Source organism: Mucilaginibacter gotjawali (assembly GCF_002355435.1).
Classification (GTDB): domain Bacteria; phylum Bacteroidota; class Bacteroidia; order Sphingobacteriales; family Sphingobacteriaceae; genus Mucilaginibacter; species Mucilaginibacter gotjawali.
Map to the genome: position 1 here is coordinate 3,863,371 of NZ_AP017313.1, position 20,882 is coordinate 3,884,252.

General features: G+C 42.0%; 18 protein-coding genes and 2 tRNA genes. 11 read left to right on the forward strand and 9 right to left on the reverse strand.

What is annotated here, in order from left to right; genetic code table 11:
- Window positions 1-1,036 precede the first annotated feature (1,036 nt).
- The 4 genes from MgSA37_RS17045 (at window position 1,037) to MgSA37_RS17060 (ending at window position 7,055) form a co-directional block, all read left to right on the forward strand.
- On the forward strand, window positions 1,037-1,399 hold the full coding sequence (locus MgSA37_RS17045) for a BlaI/MecI/CopY family transcriptional regulator (RefSeq protein ID WP_096353596.1): 363 nt from the start codon (window positions 1,037-1,039) through the stop codon (window positions 1,397-1,399).
- Complete coding sequence (locus tag MgSA37_RS17050; protein WP_096353597.1) at window positions 1,396-4,071, forward strand: M56 family metallopeptidase; 2,676 nt, start codon at window positions 1,396-1,398, stop codon at window positions 4,069-4,071. The genes MgSA37_RS17045 and MgSA37_RS17050 overlap by 4 nt, the downstream gene beginning before the upstream one ends.
- A 150-nt stretch (window positions 4,072-4,221) precedes the next feature.
- Window positions 4,222-5,826, forward strand: a complete 1,605-nt coding sequence (locus MgSA37_RS17055; RefSeq protein ID WP_096353599.1) for a hypothetical protein — start codon at window positions 4,222-4,224, stop codon at window positions 5,824-5,826.
- 149 nt (window positions 5,827-5,975) lie between these two features.
- Window positions 5,976-7,055 (forward strand): hypothetical protein, encoded by a 1,080-nt coding sequence (locus tag MgSA37_RS17060; RefSeq protein WP_157750610.1) that lies wholly within the window; start codon window positions 5,976-5,978, stop codon window positions 7,053-7,055.
- 170 nt (window positions 7,056-7,225) lie between these two features.
- Here MgSA37_RS17060 and MgSA37_RS17065 read toward each other — a convergent pair whose 3' ends face one another.
- The 4 genes from MgSA37_RS17065 to MgSA37_RS17080 form a co-directional block, all read right to left on the reverse strand.
- Entirely contained in the window at window positions 7,226-8,248 is a 1,023-nt protein-coding gene (locus MgSA37_RS17065; RefSeq protein WP_096353602.1) for a hypothetical protein, read from the reverse strand.
- Between the two features lie 310 nt (window positions 8,249-8,558).
- Complete coding sequence (locus tag MgSA37_RS17070; RefSeq protein ID WP_096353603.1) at window positions 8,559-8,981, reverse strand: Hsp20/alpha crystallin family protein; 423 nt, start codon at window positions 8,979-8,981, stop codon at window positions 8,559-8,561.
- A gap of 120 nt (window positions 8,982-9,101) precedes the next feature.
- Complete coding sequence (locus MgSA37_RS17075; RefSeq protein ID WP_157750611.1) at window positions 9,102-9,407, reverse strand: hypothetical protein; 306 nt, start codon at window positions 9,405-9,407, stop codon at window positions 9,102-9,104.
- A 17-nt stretch (window positions 9,408-9,424) separates the two neighbouring features.
- Window positions 9,425-9,973 (reverse strand): RNA polymerase sigma factor, encoded by a 549-nt coding sequence (locus tag MgSA37_RS17080; protein WP_096357559.1) that lies wholly within the window; start codon window positions 9,971-9,973, stop codon window positions 9,425-9,427.
- A gap of 101 nt (window positions 9,974-10,074) precedes the next feature.
- On the opposite strand from MgSA37_RS17080, the gene MgSA37_RS17085 reads away from it, so the two are divergent.
- Window positions 10,075-10,818: a YdcF family protein gene (locus MgSA37_RS17085; RefSeq protein WP_096353606.1), complete on the forward strand. Its 744-nt coding sequence runs from the start codon at window positions 10,075-10,077 to the stop codon at window positions 10,816-10,818.
- A gap of 222 nt (window positions 10,819-11,040) precedes the next feature.
- Here MgSA37_RS17085 and MgSA37_RS17090 read toward each other — a convergent pair whose 3' ends face one another.
- The gene (locus MgSA37_RS17090) at window positions 11,041-12,141 is read right to left on the reverse strand and encodes a PAS domain S-box protein (protein ID WP_096353608.1); all 1,101 of its coding nucleotides are present in this window, start codon (window positions 12,139-12,141) and stop codon (window positions 11,041-11,043) included.
- Window positions 12,142-12,513: 372 nt separating this feature from the next.
- Between MgSA37_RS17090 and MgSA37_RS17095 the strand changes: the two genes are divergently transcribed.
- The gene (locus MgSA37_RS17095) at window positions 12,514-13,233 is read left to right on the forward strand and encodes a peptidase (protein ID WP_096353609.1); all 720 of its coding nucleotides are present in this window, start codon (window positions 12,514-12,516) and stop codon (window positions 13,231-13,233) included.
- A 140-nt stretch (window positions 13,234-13,373) separates the two neighbouring features.
- Window positions 13,374-14,219: a transglutaminase-like domain-containing protein gene (locus MgSA37_RS17100; protein WP_096353611.1), complete on the forward strand. Its 846-nt coding sequence runs from the start codon at window positions 13,374-13,376 to the stop codon at window positions 14,217-14,219.
- Window positions 14,220-14,278: 59 nt separating this feature from the next.
- Here the strand turns inward: MgSA37_RS17100 and MgSA37_RS28290 are convergent.
- Window positions 14,279-14,349: transfer RNA gene (locus MgSA37_RS28290), tRNA-Cys, on the reverse strand.
- A gap of 294 nt (window positions 14,350-14,643) precedes the next feature.
- On the opposite strand from MgSA37_RS28290, the gene MgSA37_RS17105 reads away from it, so the two are divergent.
- On the forward strand, window positions 14,644-15,177 hold the full coding sequence (locus MgSA37_RS17105; protein WP_172885337.1) for a hypothetical protein: 534 nt from the start codon (window positions 14,644-14,646) through the stop codon (window positions 15,175-15,177).
- Window positions 15,178-15,804: 627 nt separating this feature from the next.
- On the opposite strand, the gene tamL is transcribed toward MgSA37_RS17105, so the two are convergent.
- A complete protein-coding gene (tamL, locus tag MgSA37_RS17110; protein ID WP_096353614.1) occupies window positions 15,805-18,231 on the reverse strand; it encodes a translocation and assembly module lipoprotein TamL in 2,427 nt (808 codons plus the stop codon).
- Between tamL and MgSA37_RS17115 the strand changes: the two genes are divergently transcribed.
- The 3 genes from MgSA37_RS17115 to MgSA37_RS17125 all read left to right on the forward strand — a co-directional run bounded on the left by MgSA37_RS17115 (window position 18,222) and on the right by MgSA37_RS17125 (window position 19,295).
- Entirely contained in the window at window positions 18,222-18,986 is a 765-nt protein-coding gene (locus MgSA37_RS17115; RefSeq protein ID WP_096353615.1) for a TrmH family RNA methyltransferase, read from the forward strand. The genes tamL and MgSA37_RS17115 overlap by 10 nt on opposite strands.
- A gap of 30 nt (window positions 18,987-19,016) precedes the next feature.
- Window positions 19,017-19,087, forward strand: a tRNA-Cys gene (locus MgSA37_RS17120).
- A gap of 31 nt (window positions 19,088-19,118) precedes the next feature.
- Window positions 19,119-19,295, forward strand: coding sequence for a spore protein (locus MgSA37_RS17125; RefSeq protein WP_096353617.1), 177 nt, complete (start codon window positions 19,119-19,121; stop codon window positions 19,293-19,295).
- A 176-nt stretch (window positions 19,296-19,471) separates the two neighbouring features.
- Here the strand turns inward: MgSA37_RS17125 and MgSA37_RS17130 are convergent, their stop codons facing one another.
- Together MgSA37_RS17130 and MgSA37_RS17135 are read right to left on the reverse strand one after the other, a co-directional pair.
- Window positions 19,472-20,455 carry an ISAon1 family transposase gene (locus MgSA37_RS17130; RefSeq protein WP_096353619.1) on the reverse strand — a complete coding sequence of 328 codons (984 nt, stop codon included), beginning with the start codon at window positions 20,453-20,455 and terminating at the stop codon, window positions 19,472-19,474.
- On the reverse strand, window positions 20,448-20,804 hold the full coding sequence (locus MgSA37_RS17135; RefSeq protein ID WP_197705996.1) for an ISAon1 family transposase N-terminal region protein: 357 nt from the start codon (window positions 20,802-20,804) through the stop codon (window positions 20,448-20,450). Before MgSA37_RS17135 ends, MgSA37_RS17130 begins: the two co-directional genes overlap by 8 nt.
- Window positions 20,805-20,882 lie beyond the last annotated feature (78 nt).

Consider the following 20,882-nt stretch of genomic DNA (forward strand, 5'->3'; position numbering starts at 1 on the left):
GGTGCTACCTGTTTGTAGAAATATTAATAATAAAAATACCAGCTCCGTAGGTGCTGCCCTTCGCAAACCAGGCAAACAGGCATTATTTTATAAGGGTAGCCGCTATGCGGCACTAAATTGCCTTTTGTTCTTATTTCTACAAACGGGTGGCCCCCGAGAGGGGCAGATTGGCCACATGGATCATATTTAACAATGGGGTACAAGGCAGCTTCCGTCAGGAGAGCGTTTTGGCCACCGCGTATCCACAAGTTTTTATGCGCCGTAGGTGCTACCTGTTTGTAGAAATATTAATAATAAAAATACCAGCTCCATAGGTGCTGCCCTCCGCAAACCAGGCAAACAGGCATTAATTTATAAGGGTAGCCGCTATGCGGCACTAAATTACCTTTGTTTTTATTTCTACAAACGGGTGGCCCCCGAGAGGGGCAGATTGGCCACATGGATCATATTTAACAATGGGGTACAAGACAGCTTCCGTCAGGAGAGCGTTTTGGCCACCGCGTATCCACAAGTTTTTATGCGCCGTAGGTGCTACCTGTTTGTAGAAATATTAATAATAAAAATACCAGCTCCGTAGGTGCTGCCCTTCGCAAACCAGGCAAACAGGCATTATTTTATAAGGGTAGCCGCTATGCGGCACTAAATTGCCTTTTGTTCTTATTTCTACAAACGGGTGGCCCCGAGAGGGGCAGATTGGCCACATGGATCATATTTAACAATGGGGTACAAGGCAGCTTCCGCCAGGAGGGAGTTTTGGCGATAATTCAGATCTTCAAAATATCTGGGGGGAATTCCAACCAGGGCCAAAACGAAGCAATCGCGAACTATACCTTGAGGAAATGACTATTGGAATGTAATAGCGGTTGCGCAAAGTTCGCGATTGCCTCCGCCAATGGGCGGATCGCAATAACAAATACTTTCACAATAAATTTTATCGTTGTAAATCAATACTTTACAAAATATTTCACACAAATACTAATCAATTAGTTGCAATCCTAATAAATTAGTATCACATTTGATTTAAAATTATTTCATTATGCAAAAACTGGCAAAAAGAGAAGAACAAATAATGCAGGCCTGCTGGCAGCTGGAGAATGCTTTTATTAAAGAGATCATTAATGAAATGCCCGATCCCAAGCCGCATTATAATACCATTGCTACTATGGTGAAGATTTTGGAAGATAAAGGTTTCCTGGCGCATGAAACTATTGGTAACGTTTTCCGCTATTATCCGGTCATATCAAAAGACGCGTACCAGAAGCATGCCATGAACGATATAGTAAGCCAGTATTTTGATAATTCGTACCCTAACATGCTGATGTTTTTCGCCAAAGAGCAAAAAATCTCCGACGAAGAATTGAATGAAATTATAAACCTCATTAAATCGCAAAAGAAATGATCCCCTATATCCTGCACGTAGCCCTGCTGATAACGGTTTGCCTTTTGTTTTACAAGCTATTGCTGCAAAAGGAAACATTTTACCGTTTAAACCGCATCATCCTGGTTTTTTGCCTGGCGCTGTCGTTTATCTTGCCGCTGATCCCTGTTCCGCAGCAATGGGCGCTGAGGGCTCCGGCTAAACCAACCGAAGTGCAGGATCAGCCAATAGTGGTGTCGCCACAGATTGCTGATGTACCGCAGATCAATACGGTAACAAACCCGGGCAAAACAAAGCAAGCGCCTGCTACAGCTACACCGGGAACACCTGCCAAACCAGCACCTGCCGCAACTATACAACATACGGTACAAACAATTACACCATCGGTACCTGTGATACAAACCGTATTTAAATGGCTGTTTTATTTATACTGGATAGGCGTAGCCGCATTTGGGCTCAACCTTTTATTACAGGTAGTAGTATTGCTTTTCCAGGCCTATACCAAACCGGCTATAATAGATGGCAAATTCCGTATTGTTGAACTGACAGGCGATAAGGCACCCTGCTCTTTCGGTAATAATATTTTTATCAACCCCGAAAAATACGACTGGGAAACCTACAGCCAGATCTTGCTGCATGAAAAGGTACACATCGAACAACGCCATAGTTTTGACATCCTGTTTGCCGAGCTGATGCTGGTATTGCAATGGTTTAATCCCTTTGCCTGGCTTTACCGTAAAGAGGTAGAAAACAACCTGGAATTTTTAACAGACGATGCTGTGTTAGGGCACGAAGAAGTGGAAAAGTCCACTTACCAGATGAGCCTGCTGAAAGTATCGGCCCCTCACCTGTCGCTGGGCATCACCACAAACTATAACCAGTCGCTGTTAAAAAGGCGCATCATGATGATGAACGCCAAACGCTCAAACCTCCATATCATGTGGAAATACTTTTTCCTGGTTCCGCTACTTGGCATTTTGGCCTGCGCTTTAAACAGCCCGGCGGCTTACAGCGAATCTACTGCGGATGCTTCGGCCAATGCAAAGGCATTTGTTAAAATGAACCCTGTTGTTAAGCCGAAGTTTAATTTCAATTTTAAAGACGATCAAACCGAAGGCTCGTGGTTTGCCAATATTAAAAACGACAAGGTGCGCATGGAGTTTAAAAGCGAGGATGACGACCATAACTGGTCGAGCAACTCGGATTTTAAACTCAGCGAATTTTCGGCTATCCCAAGAGATAAAAAAGCAGACTTCACCATCAAAAGGGAAGCCGGCACTATCCTGTTCAACGGCAAGTTTGATGGTAACGACGGGTACGGTCACTATAAATTTACTGCTGATCATCAGTTCAATGCCTTCCTCGGCGAACACGGCATAACCGGCGTTGAAGAGGGCGATGACTTCGCGTTCTTTATGTTCAATATCAACAAAGCCTACGTGGCAATGCTGGAGAATAACGGCTATAAAGGTTTGTCAAAAAGCGACCTGGTCTCGATGGGCGCCCTTAAAGTTGATGATACTTATATCCGTTTCTGGAAAGAATCGGGCTATAACCACCTTACAGCTAACGAGCTGGTTGCCGGGAAAGCATTAGGCATAACCGCCGAATATGTTAACGAGATCCGCGAGGCAGGCTACACGCACGTTACTTTCGAGCAATTGCAAAGCTTTAAAGCAACCGGCGTTACGGCTAAATACATCGCCGGCCTGCACGGGGCTAATGTTAAACCCGGCAAAAAACATGATAACGGTGCTGACCCCATGACAGCAGAAGATGTAGTTTCGGTAAAAGCGATGAATGTGGCTTCCACTTATATCAATGCTATTCAAAAAGCGGGGTATCCTGATATTACGCTGAATGAACTCACCAGCATGAAAGCCGTAGGCGTTACACCACAATATATTGATGAACTAAAGCTTGCCGGGTATATAAATGTCCCCATTCAGCAACTGGTATCCCTTAAATCAGTGGGCGTAACACCCGAATACGTAAAAAGTATGGTGGCCCTGGGCTATAAAAACATCCCGGCAGAAGCATTAACCAGCATGAAGGCGGTAGGCATTACACCCGAATTTGTGGCAAGTTTCAAAAATTCAGGCTATACAAATATACCGGCTAACGGATTGGTTTCCCTGAAATCAGTAGGCGCCACACCCGAATTCGCCAAAGGTTTTGCGAGCCTTGGCTACAAAAATATACCGGCACACCAACTGGTAAGTATGAAAGCCGTAGGCGTAACCCCCGAATACGTTCAAAGCCTTAAGGCAGCGGGATATGATAACATTTCGGTTAATGACCTGGTTTCCCTGCGGTCGCAAGGCATCACCCCTGATTTTGCAAAAAGCTTTGAAAATGCGGGTTATAAAAATATCCCGATCCATGAGTTAATTACCCTGAAAGCAATGGGGATTAGCCCCGGGTATATCAAAAGCTTCCAGGATGTCGGCTATAAAGATATTTCAATCCACGAATTCTCAGGGTTAAAAGCCCTGGGTGTTACCCCGGATTTTATCGAAAGTTTCAAAAAAATAGGCTATCCCAATATATCCTTAAATGAAGTCACTTCGCTAAAGGCAACGGGCGTAACCCCCGAATATGTTAACAAAATGCGCGAAAAAGGCTTTAAATCGCAGGACCTTAATAAATATATCCAACTAAAAAACAATTTCGGAGACGACGACAATAAGTAAATAAAGGACCCTGATTAATAGTTTTTGGCTTTGTAAAAGCCTCGTTAATTACCCTTCAGTGGAATGCTATGCAAAAAATTTAATTCAAAAAACATACATAAACAATTGTAAATCAACACACCTGCTATTAAAACCAAAAAATCAATCCATATGAAATCAAAAAAAATAAATACAGGCGCCCGGAAGTACTTCTTCCTGTTGCCACTGCTGGGAGCGCTCACCTGCCCTGCTTATAGCCAGGTGGTGGTAACGCCTGTAGTTACCCCGGTGGTAAATTCAAATGTCCGCTCAATCATTAACGCCACTATTAACCCAATCGTAACAGCAACGGTTAATGCAAATGTTAATCCTATTGTGGCCGCAACAATTGATGCAAATGTTAGCCCGGTGGTTAATGCAACTGTTAGCCCTATTGTAAACGCAACGGTTAACCCGATTGTAAATGCCGAGATTAACGCAAATGTAAACCCTGTAGTTAATGCCGAAGTAAACGCTGAAGTAAACGCCGACTTGAACATTGCGGATGGCGACAGAAGCGAAGGCAGCTGGTTTGCCGAAATAAAAGGCGACAAGATCAGGTTTGAGTTCAGGGGCGATGACGATGAGCATAATTGGTCGAGTAATTCGGATTTTATGCTGAGTGATTTCCCTAGCCTGCCAAAAGAAAAAGGTGAATTCATTTTAAAAAGAGAATCGGGAACCATGGTATTCAATGGTAAGTTTGATGGCGACCTGGGTTACGGCCATTATAAATTTACGGCCGACAAATCGTTCAGTGAATTTTTAAAAAGCCAGGGCGTAGCCGATATGGACGAACGCGATGTGTTCTCCTATTTTATGGTCGATTTAAAAAGGTCCTATGTTGAAATGGTGATCCGCAATGGTTTCAACGGTATTACCCGCAGCCACCTGGTAGCCATGGCGGCACTTAAGGTTGATGAGCCCTATATTAAAATGTGGAAGGCGAACGGTTTCAGCGAAATAACACCCAATAACCTGGTTGCCGGCAAATCAATGCATATTACGGAAGCTTATATCCGGGAGATCCAAAATGCCGGGTATAAGGACATCAGCTTTAGCCAGCTCATCGCTTTTAAATCGCAGGAAATTACCGGCGAGTATATAAAAAGCCTGCGTAAAGAAAAAAATGGTAATGGCGAAGAGGAATTGCCCCCTGCACACCAGGTGGTAGCTTATAAGTCTATGCATATTGATGGGGCGTATGTCAACTCTTTTAAAGCTGTGGGCTATGAAAACATTTCTTACCGGGACTTAACCGCCATGAAATCCATGGACATTACGCCGGAATTTGTAAAGGGCTTTCTGGAACTGGGTTATAAAGATATTCCCGCACATGAACTTATCGCCCTAAAATCCATGAACGTGGATGCCGCTTATATCAAAAGCTTTGAAGCTGCGGGCTTTAAAAACATTGCCGTTCACGACCTGGTGGCCCTCAAATCGCAAAACATCACTCCTGAATATATCAAAGGCTTTGAAGACATCGGCTATAAGGACATTGCAGTTCACAGCCTGATCCCTTTAAAATCATTAAATATTACGCCTGAATATGTTAACGGCTTTAAAAAATTAGGCTTCACCGATATCCCTTTAAATGAATTGCCTGCACTAAAATCAACCGGCGTAACGCCGGAGTATGTAGCTGCCATGCGTGAAAAAGGTTTCAAATCAGATAATTTAAGGAAGTATATCCAGTTGAAAAGTTCGTTTGGGGAGGATGATAAAGATAAATAACGATAAAAAAGGGTGTCACCCTGAGGCTCTCGAAGGGTGAGCTCAATGGCCTGTCCCGTGTGTATAGCATGGCGTTAAGGCCTTTGCCCGCATGGTTCGAGTGCCTCACCATGACACCCTCTGCATCATTAAACATTAAAAAAATAGTTATGAAAAAAACATTAATCGCCTGCCTGTCTGCCGCCCTGTTGCTTGGGGTGTGCATGGTATCAGCGCAAACAAAAGTTAAGGTAAAAGTAAAAACCACAACCCGGCATGATGGGGACAGATGGGGTTTTGGCGGAAACCATGTGCCGGGTACCTGGGTAGCCTATATCGAAGATGCAAAAGTCCATATAGAATTTACGGGCGAGGATTGGAACACCGGTCGTTCCTTCTCATTATCAGAACTGGGCACGCTGCCTGAAGGCAATGAAGGTACCTTTAAAGTAACCCGCGAAGCCGGTATAGTAACCTTTAAAGGCCAGTTTGAAGGCGGCAAAGGCCGGGGATTTTATTCCTTTGCCGAAAACCCCACTTTTAAATCCTACCTGGAGCAAAAAGGTTATTCGGCGCTGGATAAGCAATTAATGCTTGATATTTTCTTTACGAATATCAACAAAGGCTATTTTGATTTTTTGAAAGAGCAAGGCTACAGCGCCGTCAACAACGAAAATTTAAAGGACCTTGCTCAGCAGGACCTAAACCGCAAAGTACTGGAAGACTATTTCGGCCTGTTTAAATCCGAAAGCTGGGGCCATCCACCGCTCGATAAAATTGTAGAGCTAAGGGAACATGGCGTAAATGCCCGTTTTGTAAACAGCTTTCATACCATGGGCTTTAAACAAAATATCCCGTTAGACAATGCGCTTGAATTACGGGACCATGGCGTTACCCCCGAATTTATTACCAGTATCCAAAAAATGGGTTATGAAAAAATAACGCTGGACCGTGCCGTTGAATTAAGGGACCACGGCGTAAATCCCGAATTTATTCACAGTATCCAGGAGCTGGGTTATAAGGACATCACCCTCGAAAAAGCCCAGGAACTCCGCGATCATGGCGTAAACCCCGAATTTATCAGGAGTATCATCGAATTAGGTTTTAAAAACCTTACCCTTGATAAAGCACAAGAACTGCGCGACCATGGCGTTAATGCCGCGTTCATCAAAAAGGCGCGCGGCAAAGGCGTTAAAGTTGAAACCCTGGATGATTATATCAGGCTGAAAGATACTGGGTTTAACGACTAAGATTCGTCTGAACTAAGATTCGTAGGATTAAAGGATTGTAGGATTTTAATGTAATAAATCAATCTATAGTTCTAGAGACGCCTTTCAGGTCGGGGCGTCTCTTTTTCTATTTCCAATCGATCCGTCGCAAAACCAATGACCTAATGACTCAATGACCTAATGACCATTCCTCACCCCTCATGCTCCATTTCGTAATAGTCTTTTACCAATTCCACGTCTTTTGCATTTGGCTGCAATATGCCCCTGCAAATTTTAGCAATATTAGCGGCAGAAGCTCCGTCATTTTGTATGGGTGCCAAACGTTTTAACTCATCAAGGTTAAAGTAGGAATGCACTTTTTTACCAAGCGCCAAACCAACATAAACTACAGTTGAATATTGGGTGATCAGCTCGCAGCAGTTGGCAATCATTTGATTGGTGTTGCCGCTCCGGTAAACCAGGGTACCCTCCGGGGCGTATTTCCGGATCTCAGCTTCCGCTCTTTCAAATTTCTCGTTAGGGTGCAGCTTAAAAAGTAACCGGCGGCCGTCAGCAATTTCAACGGCCTTTTTTATAAACGCCGCCCGGTTCTCGTACCTGAAAGTCTCGCGCATGTCCGTGGTAGCCACCATCACATAATCCCTGTACGGAAAATCGTTATCTTTAAACTGCGCTATATTATCATAATTAGGGATGCCTGTTACTACTATCTTATCTGCATCGGTGCCAAGCCTTGTAAATTGCGCTTTATACCCTTCGGAGCCGGCGCAGTATACGTCGCAAATATTGGAGGTGCCGTTTAAAGAAGTCCCGCCGCTAAAACCCGGAGACAATTTAAGGGCTTTTACTATTCTGCTTAACAGCGTAAACTTATCGGTCATCCCCTCCTGCACCCACACAATTTTGTTTTTGCGCATCCGCTTGGGGATATGCAGGTCCGAACAATAAACTACCAGGTCGTATTCGTTCTTTTTGGCCTGGTAATCAATTTGCAGGCCGTTATTCTTCAGGTATTTTTCGGAGTTTTCTTTAAACTGCCCCCAAAATATAGTGCCATTAAACAGCGGCGTATGTTTCATCAGGAAATTGGCCCACTTCAAATCGGTAAAAAACTGGCTAAACCAGCAGTCATACTCATCCAGCTGCCTTGCTATCTGGTGCATTTGCCATGTTTGGTTCATCGAACCGGTGATAAACAATACTCTTTTTCTCATCGGGGAGTAAGATTAAGATAATATTAAATATGCAAGCCGATATTAAAGTTGCGATATTTTAATTAAATACGAAAATAAAATATTGTGGTTTGAAACAACCTCACCCGATTGTAAAAATTTACCATTTGACTAAAATAGTACGCAGGTCAATAATGTGTCGAATTGACAGTATTTTTCGTGATAAATATTTAAGCAAAATAAAAAAATCCGGTCTTAGTGTTCTTGGTGAAACCCCTCGTGCCCCTTGTGGTTAAAATTTCATCACAAAGCACACCAGGGATTTCACAAGGACACTATGATTTTTTAAGGACTAATTAACCGGAATTTCCTGCGACGGCTTCTGCGCTCCGGCATTTTTGGGTAAGGTGATGATAAGCACCCCATCTTCCTGTTTCGCGCTGATGGCGGCAATATCTACCTGCCCGTTTAAGTTCAGCATTCTTTCAAATGATTTGATCGGGTATTCCTGTTTGCTGAAGTTCGGCAGGTTTTCTTCGTCAACCGTACGTGTGCCGCTGATGTATAGAATATCATCCTGCACCGATAACCTGATGTTTTCCTTTGCATAACCAGGTGCATAAACATAAACCTCAAAATTGGTTTCGTTATCGGCGATGTTTATTGGCAGGTTATATTTTGGCCGGCGAAAATGCTCACCCCTAAAACGGCCGTGTTTTCCAAATGCATGGCCGCAACCTTGTGCGCCCCTTGCTGAATTATAATTTCCAAACATATTGTCTTTCTTTTTGTCGAACGGCTTTATTGCCCTTCTATTAGTGAAGACGTATATGGGTTTTAAATTACTTTAAGAAAAATTGATTTTATGTTCAGGCGTACAATTGACGGTTACTCCCTATCGGCCGCACCTCTTGCGCCATTCCTCCTTAAATGCAGCTTTGTCCGCCTCGTCCATCGTCATCAGCTTATCCTTCAGTATATCGGCACGCCCCTCACCTTTATACTTCCCAAAGAGCCCGCCGAAAAAGAGCCTGCCAAATAAAATGCGGCTTAAAACGGTTAAGCCCAGGGCCTGCCAGTAGTTTATTTTTGCCAGGTGGGTAAGCTGCGGCAAAATGAGATTCCATAAAAACATTACCCCTCCACTTAAGCATACAAACACTGCAACAAAAAAAAGCAGGTATAATAATTTACGTTTCATTTTCCCGGGCTTGCGCATTAATAGTCTAAAAATTCATTATACAACGTTTGCAAACGGCTGCGCAAATATTTAACCGCATATCCTTTCCTGGAGATGATGGTTTTTAACCTCTCCCCTGTTTCATCCGCAATTTGCTGCAGTGTTTTATCTTCAAGTTCGTTCCATATAAAAACCTGTTTTTGTTTTTCGGGCAATTCGTCCAGCGCTTCAAACAATTCCTCCCAAAACAATTCTTTCAGGTAAACCGATTCCGGGTCGTCATCATCCGGCAGCAATATATCCGCAAAATCAACATCATCTTCATCCTCAGTTTTAACAAGGTCGTCTATCAGTTGTTCGGTTTTTTTTCTGCCTTTGTCAATTATCTTATTTCGTGCTACCTTAAACAACCAGCCGCGCAAAGATAAAATTTCGTCCTTGTCGTCAATATTACTTAATTGATACCAAACTTCCTGCAAAATATCTTCCGCGTCAGCTTCGTTAGGTACTTTTCTCCGTATAAAGTTAAAAAGTCCCTTGCCATAATCGCTAACCGCTTTCACAATATTTTTTGATCTTTCAATCATTCGTTCATCTTTCCTTTTTTTAGGCAGACGAATGAAACCAGTATTTACTTTAAGTATTATCTTAGCAAACAAAAATCACTTTAGCAAAACAACATCATCCTATGTTTTTTTTCTTCTCAAAAATCCTTGAATTTTTCATCTACCCATTAACCTGGATCCTGGCATTGTTAATAGCGGGCATCATTGTAAAAAAACAAGCCCGTAAAAAATGGTTGTTTATTGCAGCAACAGCGCTGCTCCTTATCTTTTCAAATGATTTTTTATTTAATGAGTTTGCCCGCAGCTGGGATGTTCAACCAGCACCACTAACAAACACCACCTATAGTTGCGCCATTGTTTTGGGTGGATTTTCGTCCGAAGGAAAAAATAAACAGGCGTTTTTTAATATCTCGTCCGACCGTTTTATACAAGGGCTTAAGTTAATTACTACGGGCAAAGTTTCGCACCTATTGATCACCGGGGGAAATGGTGGGCTGATACATGATAGTTTCGAAGAAAGCGATTGGGTAAAAACCCAATTAAAAACATTTAAAGTTCCTGATAGCTGTATTTTGGTTGAAGACAGGAGCCGCAATACTATTGAAAATGCTGCATTTACAAAACCAATACTGTTGAAAGCGCACTTAAAGCCCCCTTATTTATTGGTCACTTCGGGGTTTCACATGCGTCGTTCGCTGGGTATTTTCAAAAAGGAAGATATACCTGTAATACCTTACCCCTGCAATTATCTTGGCGGGCAGGGTAATCCCTCGCCCGTCGACATCGTTCCGGATGCCTATGTTTTTGGATTGTGGAATTACTACGCCAAGGAAGTTGTAGGCACGATGGTAAATAAATTGAGATAAAGCCTATTTTAAGATCATCAACCTGATCTGCTGTTTCGTACAATTTACAGCCTTTGTAAAAAAAGCCGGCTTATTTTGCTTTATGATCATCTTTTGATTCAAAGCCTTTTATTTCAGCAGCACACGGAAGTAAAAAAACTGATGTACCGGTAGCAACGGATATTGAAGCCGGTGCGGATGATTCTGAATCGCCGGTGTTTGGTAGTAATAGGAATCTGATTATTAAGCTACGCGCACGGGTGCCATTTGGGGGCTTAAATCCCGTGTCACTTTTGTAAATCCAATAACCTCGTTTTTTTCGTTATGGATAGCGGTAATGACAATCTTGCCCCAAAACATAGTACCATTTTTCCGGACCCGCCATCCCTCATCTTTGGCAACGCCAAATTCAGCCGCCTCAGCGATCAGCTTTTCAGGTTTTGAATTGCTCCTGTCTTCCTGGGTATAAAATATTTTAAAATTTTGCCCTATAGCTTCGGTAGCGATATATCCCTTCAACAGTTCGGCGCCTTTGTTCCAATTTTCGATATAGCCGTTTTCATCCAGCATCAGGATGGCATAATCCTCTATTTCCTCAATCATCCTGTTAAAACGAATGAGTTTTAAATCCTTATCTGACATTGACTCTTTTACAATGGCCTTTATTTTGCCGTCCAGGTTATTTGTTGATGCGGTCATCATCTCCAACCATTCCGTGTCAACAGCATGCAGGTTCTCCTGTATCAAGCTAACCAAACCCATTATTATAGTTAAAGGCTGCCTCACGTCATGTGATTGCATATAAGCAATTCTTATCAAAGCTTCATTTTTCACTTCTGTTTCTGCTATCTGTTGCTTTAACTGCTGTTTGCTTAATTCCAGTTCCATCAAAAACGCCGCTTGTCTTGAAAGCACTGTTAACGCTTTTTGCTGAAGTGAATTAAGGCTATTAGGTTTGAAATCAAACAAACAAAGTGTGCCGAGTTTAAACCCATTATTTAGTACCAGCGGAGCGCCTGCATAAAACCGGATGTGGGGATCGGAATGCACCATCGGGTTATCGTCGAAACGTTTATCATTTAAGGCGTCCCCAACGACCATAACATCGTCCTGCTGGATACTGAACTGGCAAAATGAGGTATCCCGCGGCGCAACTTCTATATCACCCCCCGACCGTACTTTTAACCAGTTTACGTCTTCATCCAATAAAGTTATCAGGGCTATAGGTTTATCGCATATTTCTGAAGCCAGATCAACAATGTCCTGAAGCTCCTTTGATTTGTTTAGATCAAGTTTTAAGTATTTATGAACCTCCTCAATTCTTTCGCTCTCGTTATTTATCATGTCGCCGCTAAAATCTTAAATAAATAAAGATTAAAAATAAATGTTTTTTGTTTCCCTCAACTGCCATGGAATATTACTGAAAATCAACCGTTTGTTTACTTAAAGGAATGTAATGGATATTTGTTTGCTATTTGTTCAAACATGCTGCCCTCTCTCCGGTAAATAAAGCTGGTACCCTTTGATGTGCCTGATCTCCGTCAGTGAAAACGCTGATCTTAAAAGCGTGCAGGCCAGGCTTTCATTCCCTGCTTGTTAAAACCTGAAATTTGATTAGGCTGAATTATTTGATTAAGTTATCTTAGCCCCCTAATTTGGACTCAATCAACTCAATCAACTCAATCAACTCAATCAACTCAATCAACTCAATCATAAATGACCTATTGCTTAGGAATAAAAGTTAAAGAAGGCTTGATCGCTTTGGCAGATACCCGTATAACATCCGGTACAGAGATCACTACCAAAAAAAAGATCACTATTACACAGAAGGACAATTTTTCCCTTTTCATCATGACCAGCGGATTACGTTCGGTAAGGGATAAGGCAGTTGTTTATTTTAACGAATTACTGGAAACCAAAGAATATAATAAATTGTACAAAGCGGTAAACGCCTTTGGAGAACAGGTAAAAAGGGTTGCCAAAGAGGATAAAGAGTCATTAGAAAAAGCCGGCTTTAAATTTGACTTGAACACCATTATCGGCGGCCAACTCGCCGATGATGATGAACATAAACTTTTCCAGTTATACCCCGAGGGTAATTGGGTAGAACTCGGGCAGGGGGCGCCTTATGTGATTATTGGTAATTCGGGACACGGAAAGGCCATTTTAAATCGTATCTTAGATGAAGATTCGAGTTTAAAGTTGTCTCTTAAAACAGGGTTCCTTTCTTTTGACTCTACCCGCGTAAGCGCTAACAATGTTGATTTTCCGATTGACGTCGTAGTGTACCATAAGGATAGCTTTCATATTATTGAGAAACGTTACGAGAAAAAGGACCTGGAGTACATCTCCACCCAATGGGCCGAGGAATTAAAAGCCGCCCTCGAACATATATCAGAAGAATGGATGGATACCGCTTTTGACGAACTGGATTAGTTGTGGGATGTTGTAAAGTTGAAATGTTGTAAGGTTGTTTTATTGCCAATCTGTGTAATATTTAAAACTCTTTAAAACATTTACGGTGCTTATAACTTTACAACTTTGCAATATTAAACATTACAACTTTACAAATTTCAATGAAATTCAACGTCCTCGCTGAAATGGAATATTCCGCCCGGTCGGCCGGGACAATTATATTAAATATCCATGCGCTGCGAACGCCGCATCAAACGGTTATTAGTGAAACGTTTGCCACCGATCCCTATATCAAAGTTGAAGAGTTAACCTCCGTACATGGCGAAAACAGGCTGATGCGTTTTGAAATTGAAGAAGCCGGCACCATAAAAGTTAATTACCAGGCTACAATTGATAATTTGTGCGAGGTAAAGGATTTTACTGAGGTAACTGAGGTACCAGTGGCACATATGGATCATACTATTTTCCCTTATTTATATCCCAGCAGGTATTGCCAGTCGGATAAGTTATACCGCCTTGCCCACAACCTTTTCGGCCATATTTATAATCCGTTTGAAAAAGTGGCTACGCTCACCAACTGGATCCACAGGAATGTATTGTATTTAAGCGGGTCAACCAATTCGCAAACATCCGCATTTGATACCGTTACCGAACAAGCGGGTGTCTGCCGCGATTTCGCACACCTGGGCATTGCTTTATGCCGTGCTTTAACTATCCCCGCCCGTTATTTTACAGGGTATGCCTATCAATTAAAACCTGCTGATTTTCATGCCTGCTTTGAGGCCTATATCGGTAACGAATGGGTTTTGTTTGACGCCACCAGGCTGGTGCCGCTAAATGGCCTTTTAAAGATAGCCTCCGGCCGCGACGCGGCGGATACAGCTATCGCCAATATATTTGGCGATGTGCTTTTTACCTCCATGCTGGTAAGCTGCGAATTAGCCGAAGACGGCTTCACCCCTTTTTACTATGAAGATGGTCAGTTGAAGGGCTTGTCCTATTTATAACACAACTAAATATCATCCTCCACCCTACCCAATGACCTAATGACAAATGCCCAACCCAGACGTCGCGGGCAGATTCGAACTGCCGTTGGGGGTTTTGCAGACCACCACCTATCCTCTCGGTCACACGACTTTATAAAAACTAATTAATCTCTGCTGCAAATATAATTATATAAACTATAATTCCTATAGATTTTATATACTAATTATAAACCCCTATTAACTAACCTCTTGCTTTTATATACCCAGGGTAATTATTTCACCCCGTGAAAACCAAGTCGGTTTGATTTGGTTATTAATTCATTATTAGCTACAAATTCCTTTTGTTAATTTACTGTGTTAATTATTTAACCATGCATCGCGTAAAATCACTATTTTTATACAGGTATGCTGGTATTCAAAAAATTATGCTGATCATTATACGGCCATGAAAAAATTGCTTTTTATTTTTTGTCTAATAATGGCGCCGGCAGCTTGTGTTTTTGCCGGCGACATTGCGATCAACCATTTTGTAATTAAAGAAAATCCTTTTGCCAAGGACGAAGTAGCCATTATCGCCACCGATTCAGTCGGAAACATTCGTGAAAATGTAAATGGCATGTTTAGCTTTACGGTAAACGGGTTGGAGGATACCCTGCGGTTTGAAAAAGGGACGGCATTTTACAGGCATAAAATAGCGAGGTCAACGTTTCTGTATGCCCGCCACCAAAACGAGAGCGGCACACATTCCATCCTTTATTATGTTTACCGTACGGATGATAAGCTAAGCCCGTTTCACATCAGTTGGGTGCTGTTAGTGGCCATCCCCTGCGTATTGTTCCTGCTAGCCTACATGTTTAAAAGGTTTATTGTCGTCGCCATCATCATCTTTGCCATATTTGTTTATTTTAATTACCACAACGGGCTTAGCATCCCAACATTTTTTGAAAGCATTATTGACGGATTAAAAAATATATTTTAGGCTTATATTTTTTGTAATTTTTTGAGAAGGAATTTTTTCAAATATCATTAAACACCCTGGTATTTTATAGCAGGGTTTCTTTTTTTACTTCCTCCCTAAGGAGATATCAACAAAACCCTGTAACTATTTTTTTAAAAAAGGGCGCAATTTTCATAATAATTTAAAAAATCATATATTAAGATATTGAATAATAGCACTAAAAAGCAGGATTACACTGGTTATTAAATTGTAATATCATAAAAAAAATAACTATATATATAGTTTTCAACATCTATTTGATACAAAAAAGTGCATTTAAAGTTAAATCTTGAGGTTATTCCCGGCAGCTCTGAACTCAATGCGTCCTTTTTACACAATTCTTTTTTAATTAAAATATTTGCCTTATATTTGTTGCTTCATATGGCAGGTTTCTACACTTGCCTTTTGTGATAAGGTTTAGGTTAAAGCCCCCGAACTGCGAGAGTAAGGGGGCTTTTATTTTTTTTAAAAAAAGTCCGAACGCCGGGAAGACCGAAAGCCGGAAAGATTTATTCCCTTAACACATTAACTTATCCTTAAAAAAAATTTGCTTTCGGTCCCGATAGCTATCGGGATTACTGATTTTCGAACGTCCGGACTTTCCCCCCCTCAAAAAGGCATTCCGATGCCAAAATTAAGTTGCATAAAGTTATAGGTATCGCCGGTGTTGTTTATCTTGTAAGCGGCTTTAAACGGCCCTGTATGAAACAGTTCGTTGAAATGATTGACAAGTACCCATTGCTCTGATCCGTCAAATTGGGGGTCCTTAAATTTAAATGCTGCATCGAGCCTGAACACAAAGAACGCCAGATCGAACCTTAAACCCGTACCGATATCCAAAGCAGTAGCAGGTAAAATATTATTCGCCCTGAATTCAACATCAGGAGCATTTGTTTGCGCATGAAGACGCCAGATATTGCCGGCATCCATAAATAAAGCCCCTTTCATCACCGAACCAAAAAAATTATCAACAAGCTTGTACCTGTATTCCAGGCTCGAAATAATTTTTATTTCACCAAACTGGTCAAGATATTTTAACCGCCCGCGCAACACATCCCCTTTTGAAAGCGCATCAGGATTTCCGCTGGAAGGCCCATAAAACGTGGCCCGGTTAAACTTGCCCGGCCCTAAGGTACGCGGCAGCCAGGCCCGCATATCATTTGCGCCGCCTGCATAAAACTCTTTTTCAAAGATCAACCCGTCAGTAAAAGTGGTATCGGCAAATTTCAGCTGCCTGCTATTACCATAAGGGATGCCAATACCGGGGTTTAAACGGAACACCAGTTGCTTTTGCCCCCCAAAACTATGGTATACCCGCAAATCTGTTTCGGCTTTAGCATATTGGGCAAAAGTTCGCCCGAATATGGTACGCTCTCCTGTCGAATCGCGTGGCGAGTTTAACACATTGGCGAGCAGCGCAAGGGTATTCCCCCCCACGTCAAGGCTTCCCCTGAAATAAATAAAATTTTCGTAAGTATTTAACTTATTCGCATTGTATTGGTAGGTATACTGACTGCCTGCAGTAAATATGGTACGGCCTATCAGATAACTGTATGCATAAAGTTTATTTAAAGCTAATTCGGCCTGTGCGGCGGGGTTGATGATCCCTTTGGAAAATTCAATATTAATAGGCGTAACCGTATGTGTTTTTTGAGCGGTTTCTGCAAAATCATAGGTAATTGAATTGATAAAACTGGTACGCTGTACCAGGCCCTGTTCATAAAACAATTGGTAATTGGTTGAAAAAGTGGTATGCGGCACACCGTATTTGCCCAAAATTGGCAGTCTTTTAAATGGCGAAATAATGCGGGGATAAATTACGTTTGCACCAACGGTAAGGTCCTGGTTTGATATACCGTTGGGATTGCTTACACTGCTGCTGTTATCAAACAAAACGCTCCAGTTTAATTTCACCTGCAATATGGCTGCGTTTTTAAATAAATCCCTGTCTGTAAACGTATTGCCCAGGTTAAATCCGTATTGCCCTGCATTAAAAAGAAACTCACCCTCAATCCTGTTGGACATTTGCTTTAACGGAACGATATCGATCCTGGTGTCAAGGCGATTGGTGCTATCGGGCAGCCTGGTATAAGTAGGGTTCGGCACATTACGAAATACATTTAGCTCCGAAAGTCTCGAGGTGGTGAGCGTCTGCCGGTCAATATCATAAATCTGCCCCTTACGCTGAAAAATATAGTCTGTTGCCACCCGTGGTTTAAACTTGTGCGAATAATCAACAAATTTGAACTGCGAATCTACTTTTAGCGTATCCGCTTTACCCGGTGTGCGGCCTTCACTATTTGATACTACGATAAGCGTGTTATTGATCTTGAAAACCGGGTGGGCAGATTTCCCCGCCGGATTATCAATGATCATCTTAATATCCACTACGCTGCTCCTGAAAGTAGAGTCATAGGTATAATTAATATACTGCCGGTAAAAATCGTAATAGCCATTACGCTTCATGATCAGGTAAAACTCATCCCTGTCATAGGCTAAACTGTCTGTATCAAAACGTCCTCCCGGCTGTACGTGCGAAAACCGCGGCCGGTTAACCCGGTATAAGTTTCTTACATTTTTGTCGGCTATACTGTCCTGAATTTTACGGATTTTAAAAAGCGGACCTTCCACCGCTGTAAATATCAGTTCGGCCTTTTTATCTTTTATTTTAATGCTGTCGCTAACTTTTGCTTTCAGATACCCTTTGTTTTGAATAAAACGCTCAATTTGTATCCGCGAAAACTCAACCAGGTTACTGTCTAAAATTGCCGGGGGATCGCCGATGTCCCGCTTTCCATGCCTGCTAAAAAGGTAATAAAACTGCAGGTTGAGCCAGTTATTCGGCTGTTGCTCTTTATCCACATAGTTAGTGGCCGGTACCGCGAATTCTTTTTCGATCCCTTTTATTGTAATTTTACGAACCAGTGCCTGCCCTGGCTGAAGCCTGCGGGTTAAACTACAGCCGCAGACCAGAAAGAGCAGAAGAATACTTAATATTGCAGAACGGTTACTACCAGGGCTTGTATATGCTTTCAAAATCTCAAATCAGTTTACTAAGGTCCCTCCAATCAAAAAAAGATCGTTTGGAACACGGTTTGTTTATGGTTGAAGGCTATAAATCAGTGCTTGAATTTATTAATTCTTCATACCAGGTTGATGCCATTTACCATACGGCCTCTTTCGACCCAAAAATGCTGAAATTATCCCGAAATATAAACTTATGTGAAATTTCCGTTACAGATATGGAAAAGATCAGCAGTTTAAAAACTCCACAGGAAATTAGCGCAACAGTAAGGATCCCTTCCTGGCCTGTACTCAATAACGCAAAGCTTCAAAAAAAGTTCACAATAGTTTTAGATGGTATACAAGACCCGGGCAATATGGGCACCATCATCCGTACTGCCGATTGGTTTGGCATCGCACAAATCATTTGTTCAGCCGATACAGTTGATGTGTATAACGCAAAAGTAGTACAGGCAAGCATGGGTTCTTTATCGCGGATCAATGTTTACTATGCCGACCTCGCTTCAGTTTTACCCAACCTTGGCCTGCCCGTATTTGGCGCTATGCTGAACGGGGAGAACATTTATAAAACTAATTTCGGGCAGCAAGGCCTGATTGTTATGGGAAATGAGGGGAGTGGAATACGCCCGGAAATTGCCCGCCTAGTTACAGCAGCGGTAACCATTCCGCGTAAGGGCGAGGCGGAATCGCTGAACGTTGCCATTGCAACCGCACTTTTTTGTTCGGAAATTAGCAGAAATTCACAGAATAAAGTTGGCGGTCAATAAATAATTGCTATTTTTGCAGCCTTGAAAAACGGTCGGGTGGCCGAGTGGCTAGGCAGAGGTCTGCAAAACCTCCTACAGCGGTTCGAATCCGCTCCCGACCTCAAATATTAAAAACATTAAATAGACAACATCATGGGCGTTACCCGTTTAAAAAGAAAAGACAGAAAAAATAAAACTACTTCAAGGTTAGAAGTACAATTTTTAAAACTGGCCACCAACCTTGAGCTTGGAAGCCGTTCTGCTGAGCCAAAAAATAGCCAGATCGCAAAAAACAATGCTGCTTTATTAAAAGCTGCTGCTGCTAAGTAATTTTAGCTGATTTTTGCTTTTAAGATAGTTAAATCCTGCTGGTTTTAAACCGGTGGGATTTTTTTGTTTGCAAATTTTTTTGGCAATAGGGTATAGGAGACGCGAAGCATCGCGTCTCTACGAAATCACCTGTTCAATATTTCGGATCATGACGAAAAGTTGGGGGATAAGTACTTTTAGGCATATATTTTAGCGAGTCTAAACAGAAAGAAAGTAGTATCTCTTACGCCCCTTGAAGTAGCCCTGAAAGCTTTGACTTTTGCATTGAAGGATTCGGCAGAAGCATTTGTACTTCTGTTATCGAAGAAGTTTAAGATGGATTCATAATGCTGATGAACGGATCTCGCTACCGTTTTAAAGGCATCAATACCTGCAGCCTCCACATCGTTATACCAGATTGCCAGCCTTTTAAAGGCGACCTGCTTACTTTTGCAGATCGTAAATATTTTACCCAGTCTGATAGCAAGGTTATAAGCTTTCAACAGTTCCGGATACCGTGGAAAAAGCAAATCGGCCCTTTCCTTTTGAGAAGCAGTCCATTTAGACTCATGTTTGAATAACAGATACCGGCTTCGGGCCAGTAATTGCTTTAACGTATCTCCATTGCTGAATACTTCGGGCTGAAAGGATTGTTTGTTTTTCCGGGCTTCCTCAATCGACTGGCTTTCTGCGTCAAGGGCTTCCCAGCGGTATTTTATTCTTGCTTCCTGTACAGCATCATAGGCTAATTTTTGTACATGGAAACGGTCAATTACACGGATGGCGTTATTAAAGCATCTCCTGACAGCTTTGATCATATTTGCCGCCATGTCCATTGTCACCTCTTTTACCCGGTTTCTTTTTCGGACAGGTATGCGTTCCAATACAGCTATGATCTGCTCTGCCTGTGTACCTTTCAGCATCGCTACAATAGCTTTTTTACCACCTTTAGCTTCCTTATTGGTTACAATGGTATATAGCTCACCATTGCTAAGGGCTGTTTCATCTATACTAAGCGAGGGACCGATGTTATCTTCAAACAACATCCATTCATCCGCATGGTCTTTCTGCCCCCAGCTATGGAAGTCACTCAGGAAATCTTTGTATTGCTGCTGCAACTGTTTGCCGTCAACTGTATATAAACGGCCTAATAAATGGCAGCTGATCGGGTTATTATCCAAATATACCTTTTAAAAAAGTGCCGAATTCCGTTGTCATTCGCGCCCCTTTTCTTACTAAATTCCAGTCTCTTGTAATAATCTCACCGCTTGCTTTTACTTCCCACCTCCGCCTTTTAATGCATAGCGCTACTTTATGCCCGCGGATAGGAAAGTCCTGAATGCTCACTTCAGGCAAAAAACCTTTTGATTCCAATTGCGATTTTTCGTAACCCGCTGGCGGAAGGTTCTTTTCTTCCAGGTATATATTCAATTGTCCGCTATCTGATGAACGGACATCATTAAGTTCAAAGTATTCTAAAAGCCCTTCGGGAAGAATCAGACGGACTAGCGTTTCGTATGCAGTTGACAAGTGTTATTGTTTTTTATTCTTCCTGCAAAACAAATACTTTTTAATCAATCCCCCAATTATTCTGCTTGACCCAAAATT

Excerpts from the sequence above, each read along its gene's own strand:
- MgSA37_RS17045 (WP_096353596.1), top strand. The coding sequence starts at position 1,037 with ATGCAAAAACTGGCAAAAAGAGAAGAACAAATAATGCAGGCCTGCTGG.
- MgSA37_RS17050 (WP_096353597.1), top strand. The coding sequence starts at position 1,396 with ATGATCCCCTATATCCTGCACGTAGCCCTGCTGATAACGGTTTGCCTT.
- MgSA37_RS17055 (WP_096353599.1), top strand. The coding sequence starts at position 4,222 with ATGAAATCAAAAAAAATAAATACAGGCGCCCGGAAGTACTTCTTCCTG.
- MgSA37_RS17060 (WP_157750610.1), top strand. The coding sequence starts at position 5,976 with ATGAAAAAAACATTAATCGCCTGCCTGTCTGCCGCCCTGTTGCTTGGG.
- MgSA37_RS17065 (WP_096353602.1), bottom strand. The coding sequence starts at position 8,248 with ATGAGAAAAAGAGTATTGTTTATCACCGGTTCGATGAACCAAACATGG.
- MgSA37_RS17070 (WP_096353603.1), bottom strand. The coding sequence starts at position 8,981 with ATGTTTGGAAATTATAATTCAGCAAGGGGCGCACAAGGTTGCGGCCAT.
- MgSA37_RS17075 (WP_157750611.1), bottom strand. The coding sequence starts at position 9,407 with ATGAAACGTAAATTATTATACCTGCTTTTTTTTGTTGCAGTGTTTGTA.
- MgSA37_RS17080 (WP_096357559.1), bottom strand. The coding sequence starts at position 9,973 with ATGATTGAAAGATCAAAAAATATTGTGAAAGCGGTTAGCGATTATGGC.
- MgSA37_RS17085 (WP_096353606.1), top strand. The coding sequence starts at position 10,075 with ATGTTTTTTTTCTTCTCAAAAATCCTTGAATTTTTCATCTACCCATTA.
- MgSA37_RS17090 (WP_096353608.1), bottom strand. The coding sequence starts at position 12,141 with ATGATAAATAACGAGAGCGAAAGAATTGAGGAGGTTCATAAATACTTA.
- MgSA37_RS17095 (WP_096353609.1), top strand. The coding sequence starts at position 12,514 with ATGACCTATTGCTTAGGAATAAAAGTTAAAGAAGGCTTGATCGCTTTG.
- MgSA37_RS17100 (WP_096353611.1), top strand. The coding sequence starts at position 13,374 with ATGAAATTCAACGTCCTCGCTGAAATGGAATATTCCGCCCGGTCGGCC.
- MgSA37_RS17105 (WP_172885337.1), top strand. The coding sequence starts at position 14,644 with ATGAAAAAATTGCTTTTTATTTTTTGTCTAATAATGGCGCCGGCAGCT.
- MgSA37_RS17115 (WP_096353615.1), top strand. The coding sequence starts at position 18,222 with ATGCTTTCAAAATCTCAAATCAGTTTACTAAGGTCCCTCCAATCAAAA.
- MgSA37_RS17125 (WP_096353617.1), top strand. The coding sequence starts at position 19,119 with ATGGGCGTTACCCGTTTAAAAAGAAAAGACAGAAAAAATAAAACTACT.